Here is a 16,140-nt window from a genome sequence, read left to right as displayed (position 1 = left end):
CGCTCAGGCGGGCGGCGTGCCGTTCGCCGCGAGCGCGTCCCCGGCGAGATAGAGCGACCCGATGATCAGCACGCGCGGCGCCACCGGCCCCGCGGCGCGCGCCGCCTTGCTGAGCGCTTCCTCGATGGAGCCGCAGGCCTCGGCCGCGAGCCCGGCGCGTTCGGCGGCCTCGACCACCTCCTCCGGCGGCAGCGCCGCCGTCGAGGAGCCGATGGGCACCGTGTAGACGCGTCCGGCCAGCCCCGCGAAGGCCTCGAGGAAGCCGTCCGAGTCCTTGGTGTTCAGCATGCCCACCACGAGCACGATCGGCTTGGGAGAGCGCTCGTCCAGCTCTGCGAGGGTGGAGGCCACCGCGCGGCCGCCGTCGGGATTGTGGCCGCCGTCGAGCCAGAGCTCGGCGCCCTGCGGCAGCAGATCGTGCAGCGCTCCCGAAGCGATCCGCTGCATGCGGGCAGGCCAGTTGACGGTCCCGAGCCCGGCCTCGATCGCGGCGGCGTCGACGCCCAACGCGGGCAGGCTGCGCAGGGTCGCGATCGCGGCCCCGGCGTTCTCGATCTGATGGCGGCCGACAAGCCGCGGCAGCGGCAGGTCGAGCAGCCCGTCGCCGTCCTCGAACACCAGCCGGCCGCGCTCCTCGCGCGCCTGCCAGTCCTGGCCCGAGATCGCGAGCGGCGAGCCGACACGCGCGGCCTCGCGCTCGATCGCCGCGAGCGATTCCTGCTCCTGCCGCGCGATCACGGCGGGCACCAGGCTCTTCAGGATGCCGGCCTTCTCGTGCGCGATCGCGGACAGCGTGTCGCCGAGAAACTTCTGATGATCGAGGCTGACCGGCGTGATCACGCCGGCGAGCGCGTTGGTCACTACATTGGTCGCGTCATAGCGCCCGCCGAGGCCCACCTCGAGCAGCAACACGTCCGCGGGGTTGCGGGCGAACAGCAGCAGGGCCGCGGCCGTGGTGATCTCGAACAGCGTGATCGGCCGGCCGTCATTGACCCGGTCGACCTCCTCGAAGGTCGCCGCCAGCCGGTCCTCGTCCACGAAGGCGCCGCCTTCCGGCGAGCCGAGCCTTATGCGCTCGTGGAAGCGCACCAGATGCGGCGAGGTGTAGACGTGGACGCTCTTGCCAGCCGCCTCCAGCATCGCGCGCAGGAAGGCGGTCGTGGAGCCCTTGCCGTTCGTGCCGGCGATCTGGATCGCCGGCGGCATCGAGGCCTGCGGCCGGCCGAGCGCGGCCAGCAGCCCCCCGACGCGGCCCAGGGAGAGGTCGATCTCCTTCGGGTGCAGCGCGAGGAAGCGCTCGAGATAGGCGTCGCTCGGACCGAGCGACGATGTCCGTGCTGGCAGGGCGCTCACGCGTGGGCGGCCGCCGCCTGGATCTCGCCGGAGGGCTGCTCCGACTCGCGCCCCGGCGCCTTGGTCAGCAGCCGGCACAGCCGCGCCAGCGTCGCCCGCATGTCCTTGCGATGCACGACCATGTCGACCATGCCGTGGTCCTTGAGATATTCGGCGCGCTGGAAGCCTTCCGGCAGCTTCTCGCGGATCGTCTGCTCGATCACGCGCGGGCCGGCGAAGCCGATCAGCGCCCCGGGCTCCGCGATGTGGACGTCGCCCAGCATCGCGTAGGAGGCGGTGACGCCGCCGGTCGTGGGGTTGGTGAGGACCACGATGTAGGGCAGCCGGGCCTCGCGGAGCATTTCGACGCCCACGGTGGTGCGCGGCATCTGCATCAGCGACAGGATTCCCTCCTGCATGCGGGCGCCGCCGGAGGCCGCGAACAGCACCAGCGGCGTGCCGCGCTCGAGCGCGGTCTCGAAGCCGCGCACGATCGCCTCGCCGGCCGCCATGCCGAGCGACCCGCCCATGAAGTCGAAGTCCTGCACCACGACAGTCGCGGGCGCGCCCTCGATCGTCCCGACCGCGACCTTCACGGCGTCAGCCATTCCGGTCTTGCTGCGGGCGTCCTTCAGACGGTCGACGTACTTCTTCTCGTCGCGGAAACGCAGCGGATCGGCTGCGACCTCCGGCAGGCCGATGTCCTCGAAGCCGGCGTCCAGCGTGGCCACCAGCCGGCGCTTGGCGCCCATGCGCATGTGGTAGCCCGATCCGGGGATCACCCAGTCATTGGCCTCCACATCCTTGTGGAACACGAGCTGCCCGGTTTCCGGACACTTGATCCAGAGATTGTCGGGGGTGCTTTCGCGTCGGGTCCAGAGACTGTTGATCTTCGGACGGACGACGTTGACCAGCCAGTTCATCGGCCTGGAGACTCCTTCGGCGCGGTCGTCGCTCATGCGGCGGCCCGGGCGCGGCGGACGCCGGCGGCGAGCGCGGCGACAAGATCGGTGACAGCCGCAACGGTCTTTTCGGTGGCGCGGCCCTGGCCGTCGAGGCTGGACCTGACGGCGTCGACGAGGGCCGAGCCGACCACCACGCCGTCCGCCCCCGCGGCGATGGCGGCGGCGTGTTCCGGCGTCTTGACCCCGAAGCCGACCGCGACCGGCAGCGTGGTGTGGCGCTTGAGGCGAGCGACCGCCTCGGCGACCACGGTGAAGTCGGGCGTCGCGGCGCCGGTGATGCCGGCGATCGAGACGTAATAGACGAAGCCCGCGGTGTTCTTCAGCACCATCGGCAGGCGCGCGTCATCGGTCGTCGGCGTCGCCAGACGGATGAAGGCGAGACCGGCCTCGAGCGCCGGCAGGCAAAGCTCCTCGTCCTCCTCGGGCGGCAGATCGACCACGATCAGCCCGTCGGCGCCGGCCTCCTTGGCTTCCTGGAGGAAGCGCTGCACGCCATGGACGTAGATCGGGTTGTAGTAGCCCATCAGCACGAGCGGCGTGGCCTGGTCCTGCTCCCGGAAGGCGCGCACCAGATCAAGGGTCTTCACCAGCGTCTCGCCGCCGGCGAGCGCCCTCAGCCCGGCGGCCTGGATCGCGGGTCCGTCCGCCATCGGGTCGGTGAACGGCATGCCAAGCTCGATCACGTCCGCGCCCGCGCCGGGAAGCGCGCGCAGGATCTCGAGCGAGGTTTCATGGTCCGGGTCGCCCGCCGTGACGAAGGTCACCAGCGCCGCGCGGCCTTCCCGGGCGGTCTGCGCGAACCGCGCACCGATCCGGTCGCTCATGCGAGGCTCCACCGGACGCAAACGGCTTCGTCCGCAGCACCGCTGCGCCCCGCGCCGACCGGCCGGAGGCGCGCGCTCGATCGTGTCGTGGTCACAGCTTGGTCCCGAGGCGTTCGGCGATCTGGGGCACGTCCTTGTCTCCGCGGCCCGAGAGGTTGACCACCATCAGGTGGTCCTTGGGCAGCCCCGGCGCGAGCTCCAGCACCTTGGCGATCGCATGGGCGCTTTCGAGCGCCGGGATGATGCCTTCGAGTTTGGTCAGGACCTGGAAGGCGTTCACGGCCTCGTCGTCCGTGGCGGAGAGGTACTTCACGCGGCCGATATCGTTCAGCCAGGCGTGCTCCGGACCGACGCCCGGATAGTCGAGGCCGGCCGAGATCGAGTGGCCTTCCTCGATCTGCCCGTCCTTGTCCATCAACAGGTAGGTGCGGTTGCCGTGCAGGATGCCGGGCGCGCCGCCCGCGATCGACGCCGCGTTGAGGCCGGACAGGCCGAAGCCCGCCGCCTCCACGCCGTAGATCGCGACGTCGGTGTCGTCGAGGAACGGATGGAACAGGCCGATCGCGTTGGAGCCGCCGCCCACGCAGGCGAACAGGCTGTCCGGCAGCCGCCCCTCGGCCTCCAGCATCTGCGCCCGGGTCTCTTCGCCGATCACCGACTGGAAGTCGCGCACCATCTCCGGATAGGGGTGCGGGCCCGCGACGGTGCCGATGCAATAGAAGGTGTCGTGGACGTTCGACACCCAGTCGCGCAGCGCCTCGTTGAGGGCGTCCTTCAGAGTCCTGGAGCCGGACTCGACCGGCACGACCTCGGCGCCCAGCATCTTCATGCGGAACACGTTCGGCGCCTGACGGGCGACGTCGACCGCGCCCATGTAGACGACGCACTGCAGCCCGAACCGCGCGCAGAGCGTCGCCGTGGCGACGCCGTGCGAGCCCGCGCCGGTCTCGGCGATGATGCGCTTCTTGCCCATGCGGCGCGCGAGCAGGATCTGCCCGAGCACGTTGTTCACCTTGTGGGAGCCGGTGTGGTTCAGCTCCTCGCGCTTCAGATACACCTTGGCGCCGCCAAGATGCTCGGTGAGACGCTCGGCGAAATAAAGCGGGCTCGGCCGGCCGATATAATGCGTGCGATAGGAGCCCATCTCGGCCTGGAACGCCGGATCGTCCTTGGCCGAGCGGTATTCGGCCTCGAGCTGGAGGATCAGCGGCATCAGCGTCTCGGCGACGAACCGGCCGCCATAGATGCCGAAACGCCCGCGCTCGTCGGGCCCGGTCCGGAAAGAATTCGGCTGCGGCTGCGCGGTCAAGGCGATCACCTTTGGCTGGACGAGACCGCGGCCGACCGCGCGCGCGTCACGAAGGCGGCGATCAGATCCGGATCCTTGACGCCGGGCCCGCGCTCGACGCCCGAAGAGACGTCGACGGCGCGCGCGCGCGTGGTCTGGACGGCTTCGACCACGCTGTCCGGCGTAAGGCCTCCGGAAAGCACGAAGGACTGCTTGGGGTCAAGGTCGGCGAGCAGCCGCCAGTCGAAGGCGACGCCGTTGCCCCCGGGCAGGCTCGCGCCGGCGGGCGGCCTGGCGTCGAACAGCACCCGGTCAGCGACATCCCAATAGGGCTGCGCGAGCGCCACGTCGGCGGCCTCGCCGATCGGCACGGCCTTCCAGACCTCGCGGCCGAAGATCAGCCGCAGCGCCCGAACCCGCTCGGGGCTCTCCTGACCGTGCAGTTGCAGAATGTCGGCCATCGTGGCGGCGACGAGCTCCGCGATGAGGTTGTCCGTCGCGTCGACCGTCAGCAGCGCCACCCGGGCGCGTCCCCGGGCCCGCGCGGCGAGCGTGGCGGCCTGCTCGACCGAGACATGCCGCGGGCTTTTCGGGAAGGACACCAACCCGACGACGTCGGCGCCGGCGTCCAGCGCAGCGTCCAGCGTCCGGGGCTCGGAAAGCCCGCAGATCTTGACCTCCAGAGACATCGCCGCTCCGGCCTCCTTCACGCGTTCGCTTCGCATGGAGCGCCGCCGAGGTCCAACGCGAATATCGCACCCTGAGCAAGCGCCGAATTCAACACTGATGATACGTATTTATAATTAAATTCGACATTTAAGCTGTACATCTGTAGATCGGTGGCGCGGGCCGGAAGCCCGCGCCGTCGCGCATCCGCGACAGCCGCTTCGGAGCCGCACCAATGCCCGCCTCGTTCGCCCGCCGCACCGTTCTCGCCTTGAGCCTGCTCGGCCTGACCACGGCCCCCGCCTGGGCGGACGGGCCCGACACGATTCTCAATGTCTCCTACGACATCGGCCGGGAGCTCTACGGCGCGATCAACAAGCAGTTCTCGGCTGACCAGAAGGCCAAGGACGGCCGGGACGTCACCGTCAACCAGAGCCATGCAGGCACCTCGAAGCAGGCGCGCGCCGTCCTCGAAGGGCTCGAGGCGGACGTCGTGACCTTCAACCAGGAACTGGACGTCCAGCTCCTCGCCGACAAGGGCGCGCTCGTCTCTCCGGACTGGAAGAGCAAGTTCCCCAACAACGCCTCGCCCTACTACTCGCTGCCCGCCTTCGTCGTGCGCTCCGGCAATCCGAAGAACGTGAAGAACTGGGACGACCTCGTCCGCGACGACGTCAAGGTGGTGTTCCCGAACCCCAAGACCTCGGGCAACGCCCGCTACACCTATCTGGCCGCCTACGCCTTCGCCCTGAAGCAGAATGGCGGCGACGAGGCCAAGGCCGACGCCTTCGTGAAGAAGCTGCTGAGCAACGTCCCGGTGTTCGACACCGGCGGGCGCGGCTCGACGACGACCTTCGTCGAGCGCGGCATCGGCGACGTCCTCGTGACGTTCGAGGCCGAGACCGCGGCGGTGAAGAAGGAGTACGGCGCCGACAAGGTCGACGTGGTGGTGCCCCCGCTCAGCCTGCTGGCAGAATTCCCCGTCGCGGTCGTGGACAAGGTGGTCGACCGCCGGGGCAGCCGGGCGCTTGCGACCGAGTACCTGAACTACCTCTACAGCCCGAAGGGCCAGGAGATCATCGCCTCGTTCAACAACCGGGTGCAGGATCCGAAGATCATGGAGGCCAACAAGGACCGCTTCCCCAACGTCGAACTGCTGACGGTCGACGAGGTCTTCGGGGGCTGGAAGAAGGCCAGCGAGACCCATTTCGCTTCCGGGGGCAAGCTCGACCAGGTGTTCGTCGGGCGCTGACGCCTCCTCAGCCGCCTCCCGGACGCGCCGAAAGCTCGCGATCCGGGACCGCGTTCCCTATAAGGCGTCGTCCCGCCGATGATCCGGGTCCGGCCTCGCGGCCGTCCGGGATGACGCCCGAGTCCTCATGCCCCGCTCGCCCCTTCCCGGCTTCCGCCTCGCGCTCGGCCTGACGCTCGCCTATCTGGGCGTGATCGTGCTGTTGCCGCTGGCGGCGCTCGTGCTCGAGACGCGCGGCATGGGAGCCGCCCGCTTCATCGCCGTCGTGACCGGCGACCGGGCCCTCGCCGCGTTCAGGATCACGGTGCTGGCGGCGCTGGCGGCGACCGCCCTGAACGCCATCCTCGGGCTGGCGCTCGCCTGGGCGCTGGTCCGCTACGAGTTTCCGGGCAAGCGGCTGCTCGACGCGCTGGTCGACGTGCCGTTCGCGCTGCCGACCGCGGTCGCGGGCGTCGCGCTCACCGCCCTGTTCGCCGGCAACGGCTGGTACGGCTCGGTGCTGGAGCCGCTCGGCGTGAAGGTCGCCTATGCGCCGCTCGGGATCGTGGTCGCGATGGCGTTCACCAGCCTGCCCTTCGTGGTGCGCTCGGTCCAGCCGGTGCTGCAGGACCTGACCGGCGACTATGAGGAGGCGGCCGAGACGCTCGGCGCCGGCCCCTGGCGCATCTTCCGCAGCGTGCTGTTCCCGGAGATCTTCCCGGCGTTCCTGGCGGGGTGCAGCCTCGCCTTCGCGCGCTCGCTCGGCGAGTTCGGAGCGGTGATCTTCATCGCCGGAAACCAGCCGTTCCGCACCGAGATCGCCGCGCTGCTCGTGTTCATCCGGCTCGAGGAATACGACTATCAGACGGCCGCCGCGATCGCGACCGTGTTGCTCGCCGCAGCCTTTCTGATGCTGCTCGTCACCAACGCCATCCAGCTTTGGCGGCTGCGTTACGGAAGGCCCTCATGAGCAGACAGGCGCGGCCGCGGGTCGGCGACTCCCTCCTCGCGCGCACGCTGATCATAGGCGCCGCGGTCTCGATCGCGGCGCTGCTGATCGGCGGCCCGCTCGCGGTGATCTTCAGCGAGGCGTTCCGCGCGGGCTTCGGCCCCTATCTCGAAAACCTCGCCACGCCCGACACGCGGCACGCCATCCTGCTGACGGTCGCGACCGCGCTGGTCGCCGTCCCGGTCAACACCGCCTTCGGGATCGCGGCCGCCTGGGCGATCGCGAAGTTCGAGTTCCGCGGCAAGGGTCTGCTGACCGCCCTGATCGAACTGCCGTTCTCGGTCTCGCCGATCGTCGCGGGCGTCGCCTATCTGTTCGTCTATGGGGCGCAGGGCTGGCTCGGGCCGTGGCTGCTCGATCACGGGATCAAGGTCATGTTCGCCTATCCGGCGATCGTGCTGGCCAGCCTGTTCGTCACCGCGCCGTTCGTGGCGCGCGAAATCCTGCCGCTGATGCAGGCGCAGGGCTCGGCAGAGGAAGAGGCGGCGCTGACGCTTGGCGCGTCAGGCTGGCGGACGCTCTGGAGCGTCACGCTGCCCAACATCCGCTGGGCGCTGCTCTACGGCGTGGTGCTGACCAACGCCCGCGTGATGGGCGAATTCGGCGCGGTCTCGGTCGTCTCCGGCAACATCCGGGGCGTGACCAACACGTTGCCGCTGCAGATCGAGCTGCTCTACCACGACTACAATTCCGCGGGGGCTTTCGCGGCCGCGACCGTGCTGGCCGCGATCGCGCTGCTCACCATCGTGGCGAAGATCATCGTCGAGCGGAACGAGCCGGCGCGCGCCGGCTGAGCTCAGGCGGCGCGCTGCGGCGCCGGCAGGGCGGCGCGCGCGACGGAGGCCTCGCGGCGGGCCGCCTCGCGCTCGTTCTCCAGTCGGGCGACCTCGGTCCGCCGCCGGCGCGCCTCGCGGCGCCACTTGGCCTGCTTCGCCCAGGAGGCGACGCCCCCGACGAGCACGCCGATCATCAGCGAGATCAGGATCACGATGAACAGCGGCAGGCTGACCGACAGCGCCGGCGCGTCCGGAGAGAACGGGTCGAAGCCGACGACGACCGTCCTGCGGTTCGCGACCGCGAACAGCACGATGATCAGGGCGAGCGGAATGCCGACCAGCCCGGCGAGGAACCGTCGGAACGTCATGCGATGGCGCCCTCGGCCTCGTCCTTGTTCAGGCGCACGCGCATCTCCTTGCCGGTTTTGAAGAACGGAACGACCTTGCCGTCGACCGGAACGTGCTCTCCGGTGCGCGGGTTCCGACCGAGCCGCGCCGGCCGCGCCTTGACCGAGAACGCTCCGAATCCGCGCAGCTCCACCCGATCCCCTCGGGCCAGAGCGTCAGCGATCCCGTCAAGTATAGCGTTGACGATGTTCTCGACGTCGCGCTGGTAGAGATGCGGGTTCATCTCGGCGATGCGCGCCACGAGTTCCGACTTGATCATTGTTCCCTCCGACCCAGACCGGATTGTTCTTTTCGACACACGGCAACGACAGATTTAATAATTGTTAAGAAGGCTGCCAGATCGCGAGTAGACCGTCAAGAACGACCCCTTCGCCGCTGCGGCGCAGCGCGTTGGCGAGCGAAGTCAGCCCGAAGGCGTCCGCGAGCGCCGCCGCCGCGCCGCTGACGCCGAACATCTCGAAGCCGCTCGATTTCGGCTTCCACTCCCGCACCGGGAGCGAGGTGTTGACGCCCTTCGAGCCGAGCCAGGCGATCGCCTCCTGCTCGCCGCCGATCTCGTCGACGAGCTTCAGCCCGAGCGCCTGCCGGCCCGTGAAGACGCGCCCGTCGGAGACGTTCGCGAGCGCCGCCGGATCGAGGCCCCGCCGCTCCTGCACGATGCCCTTGAACCAGGCGAAGCTGTCGAGGATCAGCGACTCGATCGCCTTGCGGGCCTCGGGGCTCGTGGGCTCGAACCCGTTCGGCGAAGCCTTGAGCGGCGACGACTTGATGGCCTCGACCTCGACCCCGACGTTCTTCAGCAGGCCGGTGAAGTTCGGATATTGCGCGAGCACGCCGATCGAGCCGGTGATCGAGGTCTTGTGCGCCACGATGTGGTCGGCGGCGATCGCCGCGATGTAGCCGCCGGACGCGGCGAGCGAGCCGACGACCGCGACGACCGGCCGGTCCTTGGCGATGTTGCGCACCGCGTCATAGATCTCTTCGGAGGCGGTGACGCCGCCGCCGGGGCTGTCGATCATCAGCAGCACGCCCTTGGCGTGGCTCTTGGCGACGTCCTTGAGCAGCTTCTGGCGCTTCTCGTCGTCGAGGATGACGCCCGAAATGTTGACCTTGGCGATGTGCGCGCCGCGGGGGCCGTCCGGCCCGGACCGGTCGCGCATCGCGAGAGCCGCGACGATGACGAGCGCGCCCACCAGCGCCACCGCGCCCACCCGCCAGAAGGCGAGCCGCCGCCGCAACGCCCGGCGCTCCAGAATCGCGTCGGTGTCGAGTGCCATGGGATGAGGCTCTGAAATGGCGCGCCGCCCGATGCGACGCCGATCGTGAGCCGATGGCCTAACATGAGAAAGGCCCGCGCGGAACCTCCGCGCGGGCCTTCGAAGTCAGCAGGCGTTCGCCGGCGGGCGGAGGATCACTCCTCCGAGCCGCCCTCGGTGCGCTTGCGCAGGGCCGCGCCCAGGATGTCGCCGAGCGAAGCGCCGGAGTCGGACGAACCGTACTGCGCGACGGCTTCCTTCTCCTCGGCGATCTCCAGCGCCTTGATCGACAGGGCGACCTTGTGGGCCTTCTTGTCGAACTGGGTGATGCGGGCGTCGAACTTCTGGCCGACCGAGAACCGCTCGGGCCGCTGATCGGCGCGGTCGCGGGCGAGATCGGCGCGGCGGATGAAGGCGGTGAGCTCGGTGTCGACGATCTTGACCTCAAGACCGCCTTCCTTGACCTCAAGCACTTCGCAGGTGACGACCGAGCCCTTGCGCATTTCGCCGGTGGTGTCGACGAACGGATCGCCGCCGAGCTGCTTCACGCCGAGCGAGATGCGCTCCTTCTCGACGTCGACGTCGAGAACCTGGGCGCGGACGATGTCGCCCTTCTTGAACTCCTCGATGACGAGCTCGCCCGCACGGTTCCAGTCGAGATCCGACAGGTGGACCATGCCGTCGACGTCGCCGTCGAGGCCCAGGAACAGGCCGAACTCGGTCTTGTTCTTGACCTCGCCCTCGACCTCGGAGCCGACCGGGTGGTTCTCGAGGAACGCCTCCCAGGGGTTCTGCATGGTCTGCTTGAGACCAAGCGAGATGCGGCGCTTCACCGGATCGACCTCGAGCACCATCACCTCGACCTCCTGGGAGGTGGCGACGATCTTGCCCGGATGGACGTTCTTCTTGGTCCACGACATCTCGGAGACGTGGATCAGACCTTCGATGCCCGGCTCGAGCTCCACGAACGCGCCATAGTCGGTGATGTTCGTGACGCGGCCCGTGAAGCGGGCGCCGGCCGGGTACTTGGCCTCGATGCCCTGCCACGGATCGTCGAGCAGCTGCTTCATGCCCAGCGAGATGCGGTGCGTCTCGTGGTTGATCTTGATGATCTTCACCTTCACCTGCTGCCCGATCTGGAGCAGCTCGGTCGGGTGATTGACGCGGCGCCACGCGATGTCGGTGACATGCAGCAGGCCGTCGATGCCGCCGAGGTCCACGAACGCGCCGTAGTCGGTGATGTTCTTGACGACGCCCTCGATGACCTGGCCCTCTTCGAGGTTCTGGACCAGCTCCTGGCGCATCTCGGCGCGGGACTCTTCAAGAACGGTGCGGCGCGACACGACGATGTTGCCGCGGCGACGATCCATCTTGAGGATCTGGAAGGGCTGCGGCGTGCCCATGAGCGGGCCGACGTCGCGCACCGGGCGGATGTCGACCTGCGAGCGCGGCAGGAAGGCGGTCGCGCCCTCGAGGTCGACCGTGAAGCCGCCCTTGACCTGGTTGAAGATGACGCCTTCGACCTTCTGGTTCTCGTTGAAGGCGACCTCGAGCTTGACCCAGCTCTCCTCGCGGCGCGCCTTGTCGCGCGACAGCACGGCTTCCCCGAGCGCGTTCTCGACGCGCTCCAGATAGACCTCGACGACGTCGCCGACCTTGAGCGGGTTCTCGCGGCCGTGGCCGGAGAACTCCTTGACCGCCACGCGGCCCTCGGTCTTCAGGCCGACGTCGATGACGGCCATGTCCTTCTCGATCGCAGTGACGGTGCCCTTGACGACCGTGCCTTCGGCTACGTCGTGCTTGTCGAAGGACTCCTCCAGCATCGCGGCGAAATCATCGCGCGACGGGGCGGCTGCAGCGGCGGTGGCGTTCATTCAATCTCCTGCCCGTCTTCGGGCTTATCGGCGCCGGCGTTTGCGTGGAACGGGATTCCGGCGCGATCGCCACGCCAGATGGCCGCCCCGGTTCGGGGGCGGGCCGGCGCTCGGCGACGCAGCAACCGCGAAGAATCCACCGGGGCCATAGCGTACGGGAAACGCGAAAAGGGCGCACGAGGCGCGACCGTTCGTCGGTCCCGGTCAGAAGGCTGTCCGGATGCGCGCGTCGTTAGCAGATCAGGCGTTGGCGCGCAACGCCGCGTCGGCCCCGGCCGGCCGCTCGGCCATCCGTCGCTCGATGATCGACACAGCGGCGTCGAAGGCGGCGTCGGCGTCGAGCGTGGTGGTGTCGATGCGGATCGCGTCCTCGGCCGGCTTCAACGGCGCCGTGGCGCGGTTCATGTCGCGCTCGTCGCGCGCCCGGATGTCGAGCAGGATCGCGGCCTCGTCGACCGGCTCGCCGGCCCTCGTGAGCTCGAGCGCGCGGCGCCGGGCGCGCTCCTCGGGGGACGCGATCACGAACAGCTTCACGTCTGCGTCCGGACAGATGACGGTGCCGATGTCGCGGCCGTCGATCACCGCGCCGGGCGGCTCGGCCGCGAAGCGGCGCTGGAAGTCGAGCAGCGCGGCCCTCACCTCCGGGACCGCGGACACGATCGACGCGCCCTCCCCCGTGCGCCGGCTGCGAAGCGCGGGATCGTCGAAGCGCGCCGGATCGATCTCGCGGGCGGCCTTCGCGGCGGCCGCCGGATCGGCGAGGTCGAGGCCGAGGTCGATCATCCGCTGCGCGACGGCGCGATACAGCACGCCGGAATCGAGGTGCTTCAGCCGATAGCGTTCCGCCAGCCGGCGGGCGAGCGTGCCCTTGCCGGACGCCGCGGGACCGTCGATGGCGATGATCATGCGCCGGCCTCCAGATGAATCTCCGCGCCGAGCTCGCGCATCAGCGGCCCGAAGGCCGGGAAGCTGGTGGCGATCATCGCCGCGTCGTCGACCGCGACAGGGCGTTCGGCGCCGAGCCCCATGACGAGGAAGCTCATCGCGATGCGGTGGTCGAGATGGGTGGCGATCGCCGGCCCGCCGCCGGGCACGCGGCCGTGGCCCACGACCACGAGGTCGTCGCCCTCGATCCGCGCCTCCACCCCGCAGGCGATGAGGCCGGCGTGAACCGCCGCCAGCCGGTCGCTCTCCTTCACCCGCAATTCGTGCAGGCCGCGCATCCGGGTCTCGCCGGTGGCGTAGGCCGCCGCGACGGCAAGGATCGGATATTCGTCGATCATCGAGGGGGCCCGCTCGGGGGGAACGTCCACGCCCGAGAGGCGACCGCCGCGGACGAGGAGATCGGCGACCTCCTCGCCGCCCTCCTCGCGGGCGTTCTCGAGCCGGATGTCGGCGCCCATCTCGAGCAGCGTCGTCAGCAGGCCCGAGCGCAGCGGATTGGTCATCACGCCCTCGAGCGTCACCTCCGAGCCCGGCGCGACCAGGGCGGCGACGAGCGGGAAGGCCGCCGAAGAGGGGTCTGCGGGGACGATCACGTCGACGGCCGAGAGCTCCGGCTCGCCGCTCAGCGCGACGCGTCGGCCATGCGCGCCCCAGGGCTCGACCGAGACCTCGGCGCCGAAGGCGCGCAGCATGCGCTCGGTATGGTCGCGGGTCGCCTCGCGCTCGAGCACCACGGTCTGGCCCGGCGCGTTGAGCCCGGCCAGCAGCACCGCGGATTTCACCTGCGCGGACGGCACCGGGCTCTCATATTCGACGGGGAGCGCGCGTTCGGCGCCGCGCAAGGTGAGCGGCAGTCTGCCGCCCTCGGCGCAGGAGACGACGGTCGCGCCCATCCGTTCGAGCGGATCGAGGATGCGCCGCATCGGCCGGGACCGCAGCGAGGCGTCTCCGTCGAAGGTCGCCTCGATCGGGTGGCCCGCCACCACGCCCATCATCAGGCGCGAACCGGTGCCGGCGTTGCCGAAATCGAGCGGGGCCGCAGGCGACGCGAGCCCCCCGACGCCGACGCCCCGGACCCGCCAGCTGCCCTCCCCGAGGCGCACGACGCCGGCGCCCAGCGCCTCGCAGGCGCGGGCGGTCGCGAGCACGTCGTCGCCCTCGAGAAGACCCTCGATTCGCGTCTCGCCGACCGCGAGCAACCCGAGGATCAGGGCCCGGTGCGAGATCGACTTGTCGCCCGGGACACGCACCCGCCCCTTGAGGGAGGGCGAACGGCTGGCGTGCGCGGGGACGGCGGCGGAGGCTGAGGACACGGGACTGGATGCGCTTCGTCTGGCGGCGCGGCGAGGCGCTCGCGGGCGGATTTGCTGCGGATTGGCTCTTGACAGCCCGGTCCCGTCACGTCAATCCACCGCCTCGCTTCGACAGCCCGGAATGACGCTTTGGCCAAGCCTGAACTCGGCGTGAAACGGACCTGCCAGTCCTGCGGCGCCAAATATTACGACCTGAGGCGCGACCCTCCGGTCTGCCCCAAATGCGGCGCGACCTTCGTCGCCACGGCGATCATGTCGAGCGCCGCGGTGGCCCGGGCGGCCAAGGCCGAGGCCCGCAAGGCCGCGGTGGTGGACGACGACGACGTCGAGAAGCTCGACGTCGAGGAGGACGTGGAGGCGATCTCGCTCGAGGACGCCGACGAGGAGGCCTCCGCGAGCGATAAGGTGTCCACCTCGGAGGATGACGACGAGGTCGAGATCGAGACGGTCGACGACGACGACGAGCCGGACGAGACCTTCCTCGAGCCGGACGAGGACAGCGACGACGACATGACCGATATCATCGGCGACCGAGAAAAAGACGACGAGGCTTGAACGGCGAGCCGAAACGTGATGGAAGATGCGCCGCGCCGGCCTAGCCGACGCGGAGAACTGGCCGGAGAGATCCGGCGACACGTCTCGCAAGAGGCGTGAGACGTCCGGCCCGAGGGCGATCCCAACGCCCGCCTTCGGACCGCACCCCGGTGGGGCCATAGCTCAGTTGGGAGAGCGCTTGAATGGCATTCAAGAGGTCGGCGGTTCGATTCCGCCTGGCTCCACCAAACACTTTCTGAGGACCTTGGGTTGGCGGCGCGATGATCATCGCCGCGCGGCGTCCGGGACCCAGGCCTCCCTTCTCTCCCCGTTCCGCATCTCTGGGCCAGATGGCCATCTGGCGCGCGACAGCGCCGACCGACCACGCCTGCGCAGAGCGAATCGATCGCGTGGCGGAGCCCCTCAGGCTGCGGCCGCGCGAACGCGATGATCCGCGGCTGCAGCCAGCGCCTCCGCGGCGACGGTGAGCGACCACGGCCATCAGAGTTGGATTCGGGCTGTGCGCAGGAGCGCGCCGGCCTGTCTGATTCGGCCGGCCGCGGCTCGCGATTCTCGACGGGCCTCGCGGCGAATCGTTCTGCGGGGGCGACGCCGCGCCCTTCGGCCGCCTCACGATCCGGCGGCAGCGCGGCCGGTCGCATTAACATGCCGTTAGGGGCCGAAGGCCGACGCTGATCCCGCGCCTTTTTCGGCGAAGTGAATGCGGAGGGTCCGGCCGCGCCGGCGGCCGCTCGGACCGCGCCAGTATTGCGGTTCGCATAGTTCGGAGTCGACGATTTGAGTATGTCGTCGTTGCGCGCGCGCCCGTTCGCGGTCGCGCTGGTCATCCTCATGGCGGCCGCGCTCGGGGCGTGCTCGTCCGGCCGGCAGGCCAGGATCAAGACGGGATCGGTCTCGATCGCGACGGTGAGCCTGATGAGCCGCCTCGACATGCCGCGCTCGGCGCCGATTCTCATCCGCATCTTCAAGGAAGAGGCGGTGCTCGAGGTCTGGAAGCAGGAGCGCGACGGCCGTTACGGCCTGCTCCGCAGCTACCCGATCTGCCAGTTCTCAGGCACGCTCGGGCCAAAGGAGCGAGAGGGCGATCGTCAGGCGCCGGAAGGCTTCTACGAGATCGATCGCGGCAGCCTGAACCCGTTCTCGCGCAACCATCTCGCCTTCAACATCGGCTTCCCCAACGCCTATGACCGCTCGCTCGGCCGCACCGGCAGCCATCTGATGGTGCATGGCGGCTGCAAATCGGTCGGCTGCTACGCCATGACCCATCGGCGGATGGAGGAGATCTACGGCCTGGTTCGTGAGGCGCTGCTGTCGGGGCAACGCTCGATCCCGATCCAGGCTTTCCCCTTCCGGATGACGGAAGAGAACATGATGCGCCACGCCGACAACCCGAACATGCCGTTCTGGGAGATGCTGAAGGTCGGCTATGACGCCTTCGCACAGACGGGCGTTCCGCCGCGCGTCGCCGCTTGTCCGGGCAGCTACAAGTTCACGACGGACCCGCACTGGCGGCAGGCGAGCGACGCCGAGATCTGCGAGGCGGCGGCGAGCTACGCCGCCCTCTAGGGTCAGGCGGGGCCAATAGCCCGCGTGGACTCGCCCCCCACGACAGCTCCCCGCGCCTCGCGAGGCTCCGGCGCAGTGGGCGGCGCATGAGCCCGCCTTCGCGACTCGCTGGGCTCCGCCCGCTCGTGACGC

16 protein-coding genes and 1 tRNA gene are annotated in these 16,140 nt (G+C 69.6%); 6 read left to right on the top strand and 11 right to left on the bottom strand.

Features of this window, described 5'->3' with window-relative positions; translation table 11 throughout:
• Positions 1–3: 3 nt before the first annotated feature.
• The 5 genes from GGR24_RS00210 to GGR24_RS00190 all read right to left on the bottom strand — a co-directional run bounded on the left by GGR24_RS00210 (position 4) and on the right by GGR24_RS00190 (position 5,098).
• The gene (locus tag GGR24_RS00210) at positions 4–1,353 is read right to left on the bottom strand and encodes a glutamate ligase domain-containing protein (RefSeq protein ID WP_183393291.1); all 1,350 of its coding nucleotides are present in this window, start codon (positions 1,351–1,353) and stop codon (positions 4–6) included.
• On the bottom strand, positions 1,350–2,255 hold the full coding sequence (gene accD / locus GGR24_RS00205; protein ID WP_183393290.1) for an acetyl-CoA carboxylase, carboxyltransferase subunit beta: 906 nt from the start codon (positions 2,253–2,255) through the stop codon (positions 1,350–1,352). The genes GGR24_RS00210 and accD overlap by 4 nt, the downstream gene beginning before the upstream one ends.
• A 32-nt stretch (positions 2,256–2,287) precedes the next feature.
• On the bottom strand, positions 2,288–3,121 hold the full coding sequence (gene trpA / locus GGR24_RS00200; RefSeq protein ID WP_183393289.1) for a tryptophan synthase subunit alpha: 834 nt from the start codon (positions 3,119–3,121) through the stop codon (positions 2,288–2,290).
• Positions 3,122–3,212: 91 nt separating this feature from the next.
• Complete coding sequence (gene trpB, locus GGR24_RS00195; protein ID WP_183393288.1) at positions 3,213–4,430, bottom strand: tryptophan synthase subunit beta; 1,218 nt, start codon at positions 4,428–4,430, stop codon at positions 3,213–3,215.
• 5 nt (positions 4,431–4,435) lie between these two features.
• Positions 4,436–5,098, bottom strand: coding sequence for a phosphoribosylanthranilate isomerase (locus GGR24_RS00190; protein WP_183394408.1), 663 nt, complete (start codon positions 5,096–5,098; stop codon positions 4,436–4,438).
• Positions 5,099–5,310: 212 nt separating this feature from the next.
• Here GGR24_RS00190 and cysP point away from each other — a divergent pair, with 212 nt between their 5' ends.
• From cysP to cysW, 3 genes are all read left to right on the top strand, one after another.
• On the top strand, positions 5,311–6,327 hold the full coding sequence (gene cysP, locus GGR24_RS00185) for a thiosulfate ABC transporter substrate-binding protein CysP (RefSeq protein ID WP_183393287.1): 1,017 nt from the start codon (positions 5,311–5,313) through the stop codon (positions 6,325–6,327).
• Between the two features lie 127 nt (positions 6,328–6,454).
• Positions 6,455–7,276: a sulfate ABC transporter permease subunit CysT gene (gene cysT / locus GGR24_RS00180; protein WP_183393286.1), complete on the top strand. Its 822-nt coding sequence runs from the start codon at positions 6,455–6,457 to the stop codon at positions 7,274–7,276.
• The gene (gene cysW, locus GGR24_RS00175) at positions 7,273–8,109 is read left to right on the top strand and encodes a sulfate ABC transporter permease subunit CysW (RefSeq protein WP_183393285.1); all 837 of its coding nucleotides are present in this window, start codon (positions 7,273–7,275) and stop codon (positions 8,107–8,109) included. The genes cysT and cysW overlap by 4 nt, the downstream gene beginning before the upstream one ends.
• Positions 8,110–8,111: 2 nt before the next feature.
• Here the strand turns inward: cysW and GGR24_RS00170 are convergent, their stop codons facing one another.
• The 6 genes from GGR24_RS00170 to aroA all read right to left on the bottom strand — a co-directional run bounded on the left by GGR24_RS00170 (position 8,112) and on the right by aroA (position 13,887).
• The gene (locus GGR24_RS00170; protein WP_183393284.1) at positions 8,112–8,459 is read right to left on the bottom strand and encodes a lipopolysaccharide assembly protein LapA domain-containing protein; all 348 of its coding nucleotides are present in this window, start codon (positions 8,457–8,459) and stop codon (positions 8,112–8,114) included.
• Positions 8,456–8,782, bottom strand: coding sequence for an integration host factor subunit beta (ihfB, locus tag GGR24_RS00165; protein WP_343066210.1), 327 nt, complete (start codon positions 8,780–8,782; stop codon positions 8,456–8,458). The genes GGR24_RS00170 and ihfB overlap by 4 nt, the downstream gene beginning before the upstream one ends.
• A gap of 40 nt (positions 8,783–8,822) precedes the next feature.
• The gene (gene sppA / locus GGR24_RS00160; RefSeq protein WP_183393282.1) at positions 8,823–9,776 is read right to left on the bottom strand and encodes a signal peptide peptidase SppA; all 954 of its coding nucleotides are present in this window, start codon (positions 9,774–9,776) and stop codon (positions 8,823–8,825) included.
• A gap of 134 nt (positions 9,777–9,910) precedes the next feature.
• Positions 9,911–11,629, bottom strand: coding sequence for a 30S ribosomal protein S1 (rpsA, locus tag GGR24_RS00155; protein ID WP_183393281.1), 1,719 nt, complete (start codon positions 11,627–11,629; stop codon positions 9,911–9,913).
• A 240-nt stretch (positions 11,630–11,869) separates the two neighbouring features.
• Entirely contained in the window at positions 11,870–12,535 is a 666-nt protein-coding gene (gene cmk, locus GGR24_RS00150) for a (d)CMP kinase (protein ID WP_183393280.1), read from the bottom strand.
• Positions 12,532–13,887 (bottom strand): 3-phosphoshikimate 1-carboxyvinyltransferase, encoded by a 1,356-nt coding sequence (aroA, locus tag GGR24_RS00145; protein ID WP_183393279.1) that lies wholly within the window; start codon positions 13,885–13,887, stop codon positions 12,532–12,534. The genes cmk and aroA overlap by 4 nt, the downstream gene beginning before the upstream one ends.
• Positions 13,888–14,016: 129 nt before the next feature.
• Here aroA and GGR24_RS00140 point away from each other — a divergent pair, with 129 nt between their 5' ends.
• From GGR24_RS00140 to GGR24_RS00130, 3 genes are all read left to right on the top strand, one after another.
• Complete coding sequence (locus GGR24_RS00140) at positions 14,017–14,442, top strand: TIGR02300 family protein (RefSeq protein ID WP_183393278.1); 426 nt, start codon at positions 14,017–14,019, stop codon at positions 14,440–14,442.
• Positions 14,443–14,593: 151 nt separating this feature from the next.
• Positions 14,594–14,669 (top strand) — tRNA-Ala (locus GGR24_RS00135).
• Positions 14,670–15,225: 556 nt separating this feature from the next.
• Positions 15,226–16,008, top strand: a complete 783-nt coding sequence (locus GGR24_RS00130; protein ID WP_246397882.1) for a L,D-transpeptidase family protein — start codon at positions 15,226–15,228, stop codon at positions 16,006–16,008.
• Positions 16,009–16,140: the final 132 nt, after the last annotated feature.

Source organism: Hansschlegelia beijingensis, from assembly GCF_014196425.1.
GTDB lineage: Bacteria > Pseudomonadota > Alphaproteobacteria > Rhizobiales > Methylopilaceae > Methylopila > Methylopila beijingensis.
The sequence above is the reverse complement of the archived record's forward strand: the minus strand, read 5'-3'. Positions and strand labels throughout refer to the sequence as shown.

Bases quoted from the DNA above. Each gene is read 5' to 3' on its own strand.
- rpsA (WP_183393281.1), bottom strand. From the start codon at position 11,629: ATGAACGCCACCGCCGCTGCAGCCGCCCCGTCGCGCGATGATTTCGCC.
- cysT (WP_183393286.1), top strand. From the start codon at position 6,455: ATGCCCCGCTCGCCCCTTCCCGGCTTCCGCCTCGCGCTCGGCCTGACG.
- GGR24_RS00170 (WP_183393284.1), bottom strand. From the start codon at position 8,459: ATGACGTTCCGACGGTTCCTCGCCGGGCTGGTCGGCATTCCGCTCGCC.
- trpA (WP_183393289.1), bottom strand. From the start codon at position 3,121: ATGAGCGACCGGATCGGTGCGCGGTTCGCGCAGACCGCCCGGGAAGGC.
- GGR24_RS00190 (WP_183394408.1), bottom strand. From the start codon at position 5,098: ATGTCTCTGGAGGTCAAGATCTGCGGGCTTTCCGAGCCCCGGACGCTG.
- cysW (WP_183393285.1), top strand. From the start codon at position 7,273: ATGAGCAGACAGGCGCGGCCGCGGGTCGGCGACTCCCTCCTCGCGCGC.
- cysP (WP_183393287.1), top strand. From the start codon at position 5,311: ATGCCCGCCTCGTTCGCCCGCCGCACCGTTCTCGCCTTGAGCCTGCTC.
- GGR24_RS00130 (WP_246397882.1), top strand. From the start codon at position 15,226: ATGTCGTCGTTGCGCGCGCGCCCGTTCGCGGTCGCGCTGGTCATCCTC.
- sppA (WP_183393282.1), bottom strand. From the start codon at position 9,776: ATGGCACTCGACACCGACGCGATTCTGGAGCGCCGGGCGTTGCGGCGG.
- accD (WP_183393290.1), bottom strand. From the start codon at position 2,255: ATGAACTGGCTGGTCAACGTCGTCCGTCCGAAGATCAACAGTCTCTGG.
- cmk (WP_183393280.1), bottom strand. From the start codon at position 12,535: ATGATCATCGCCATCGACGGTCCCGCGGCGTCCGGCAAGGGCACGCTC.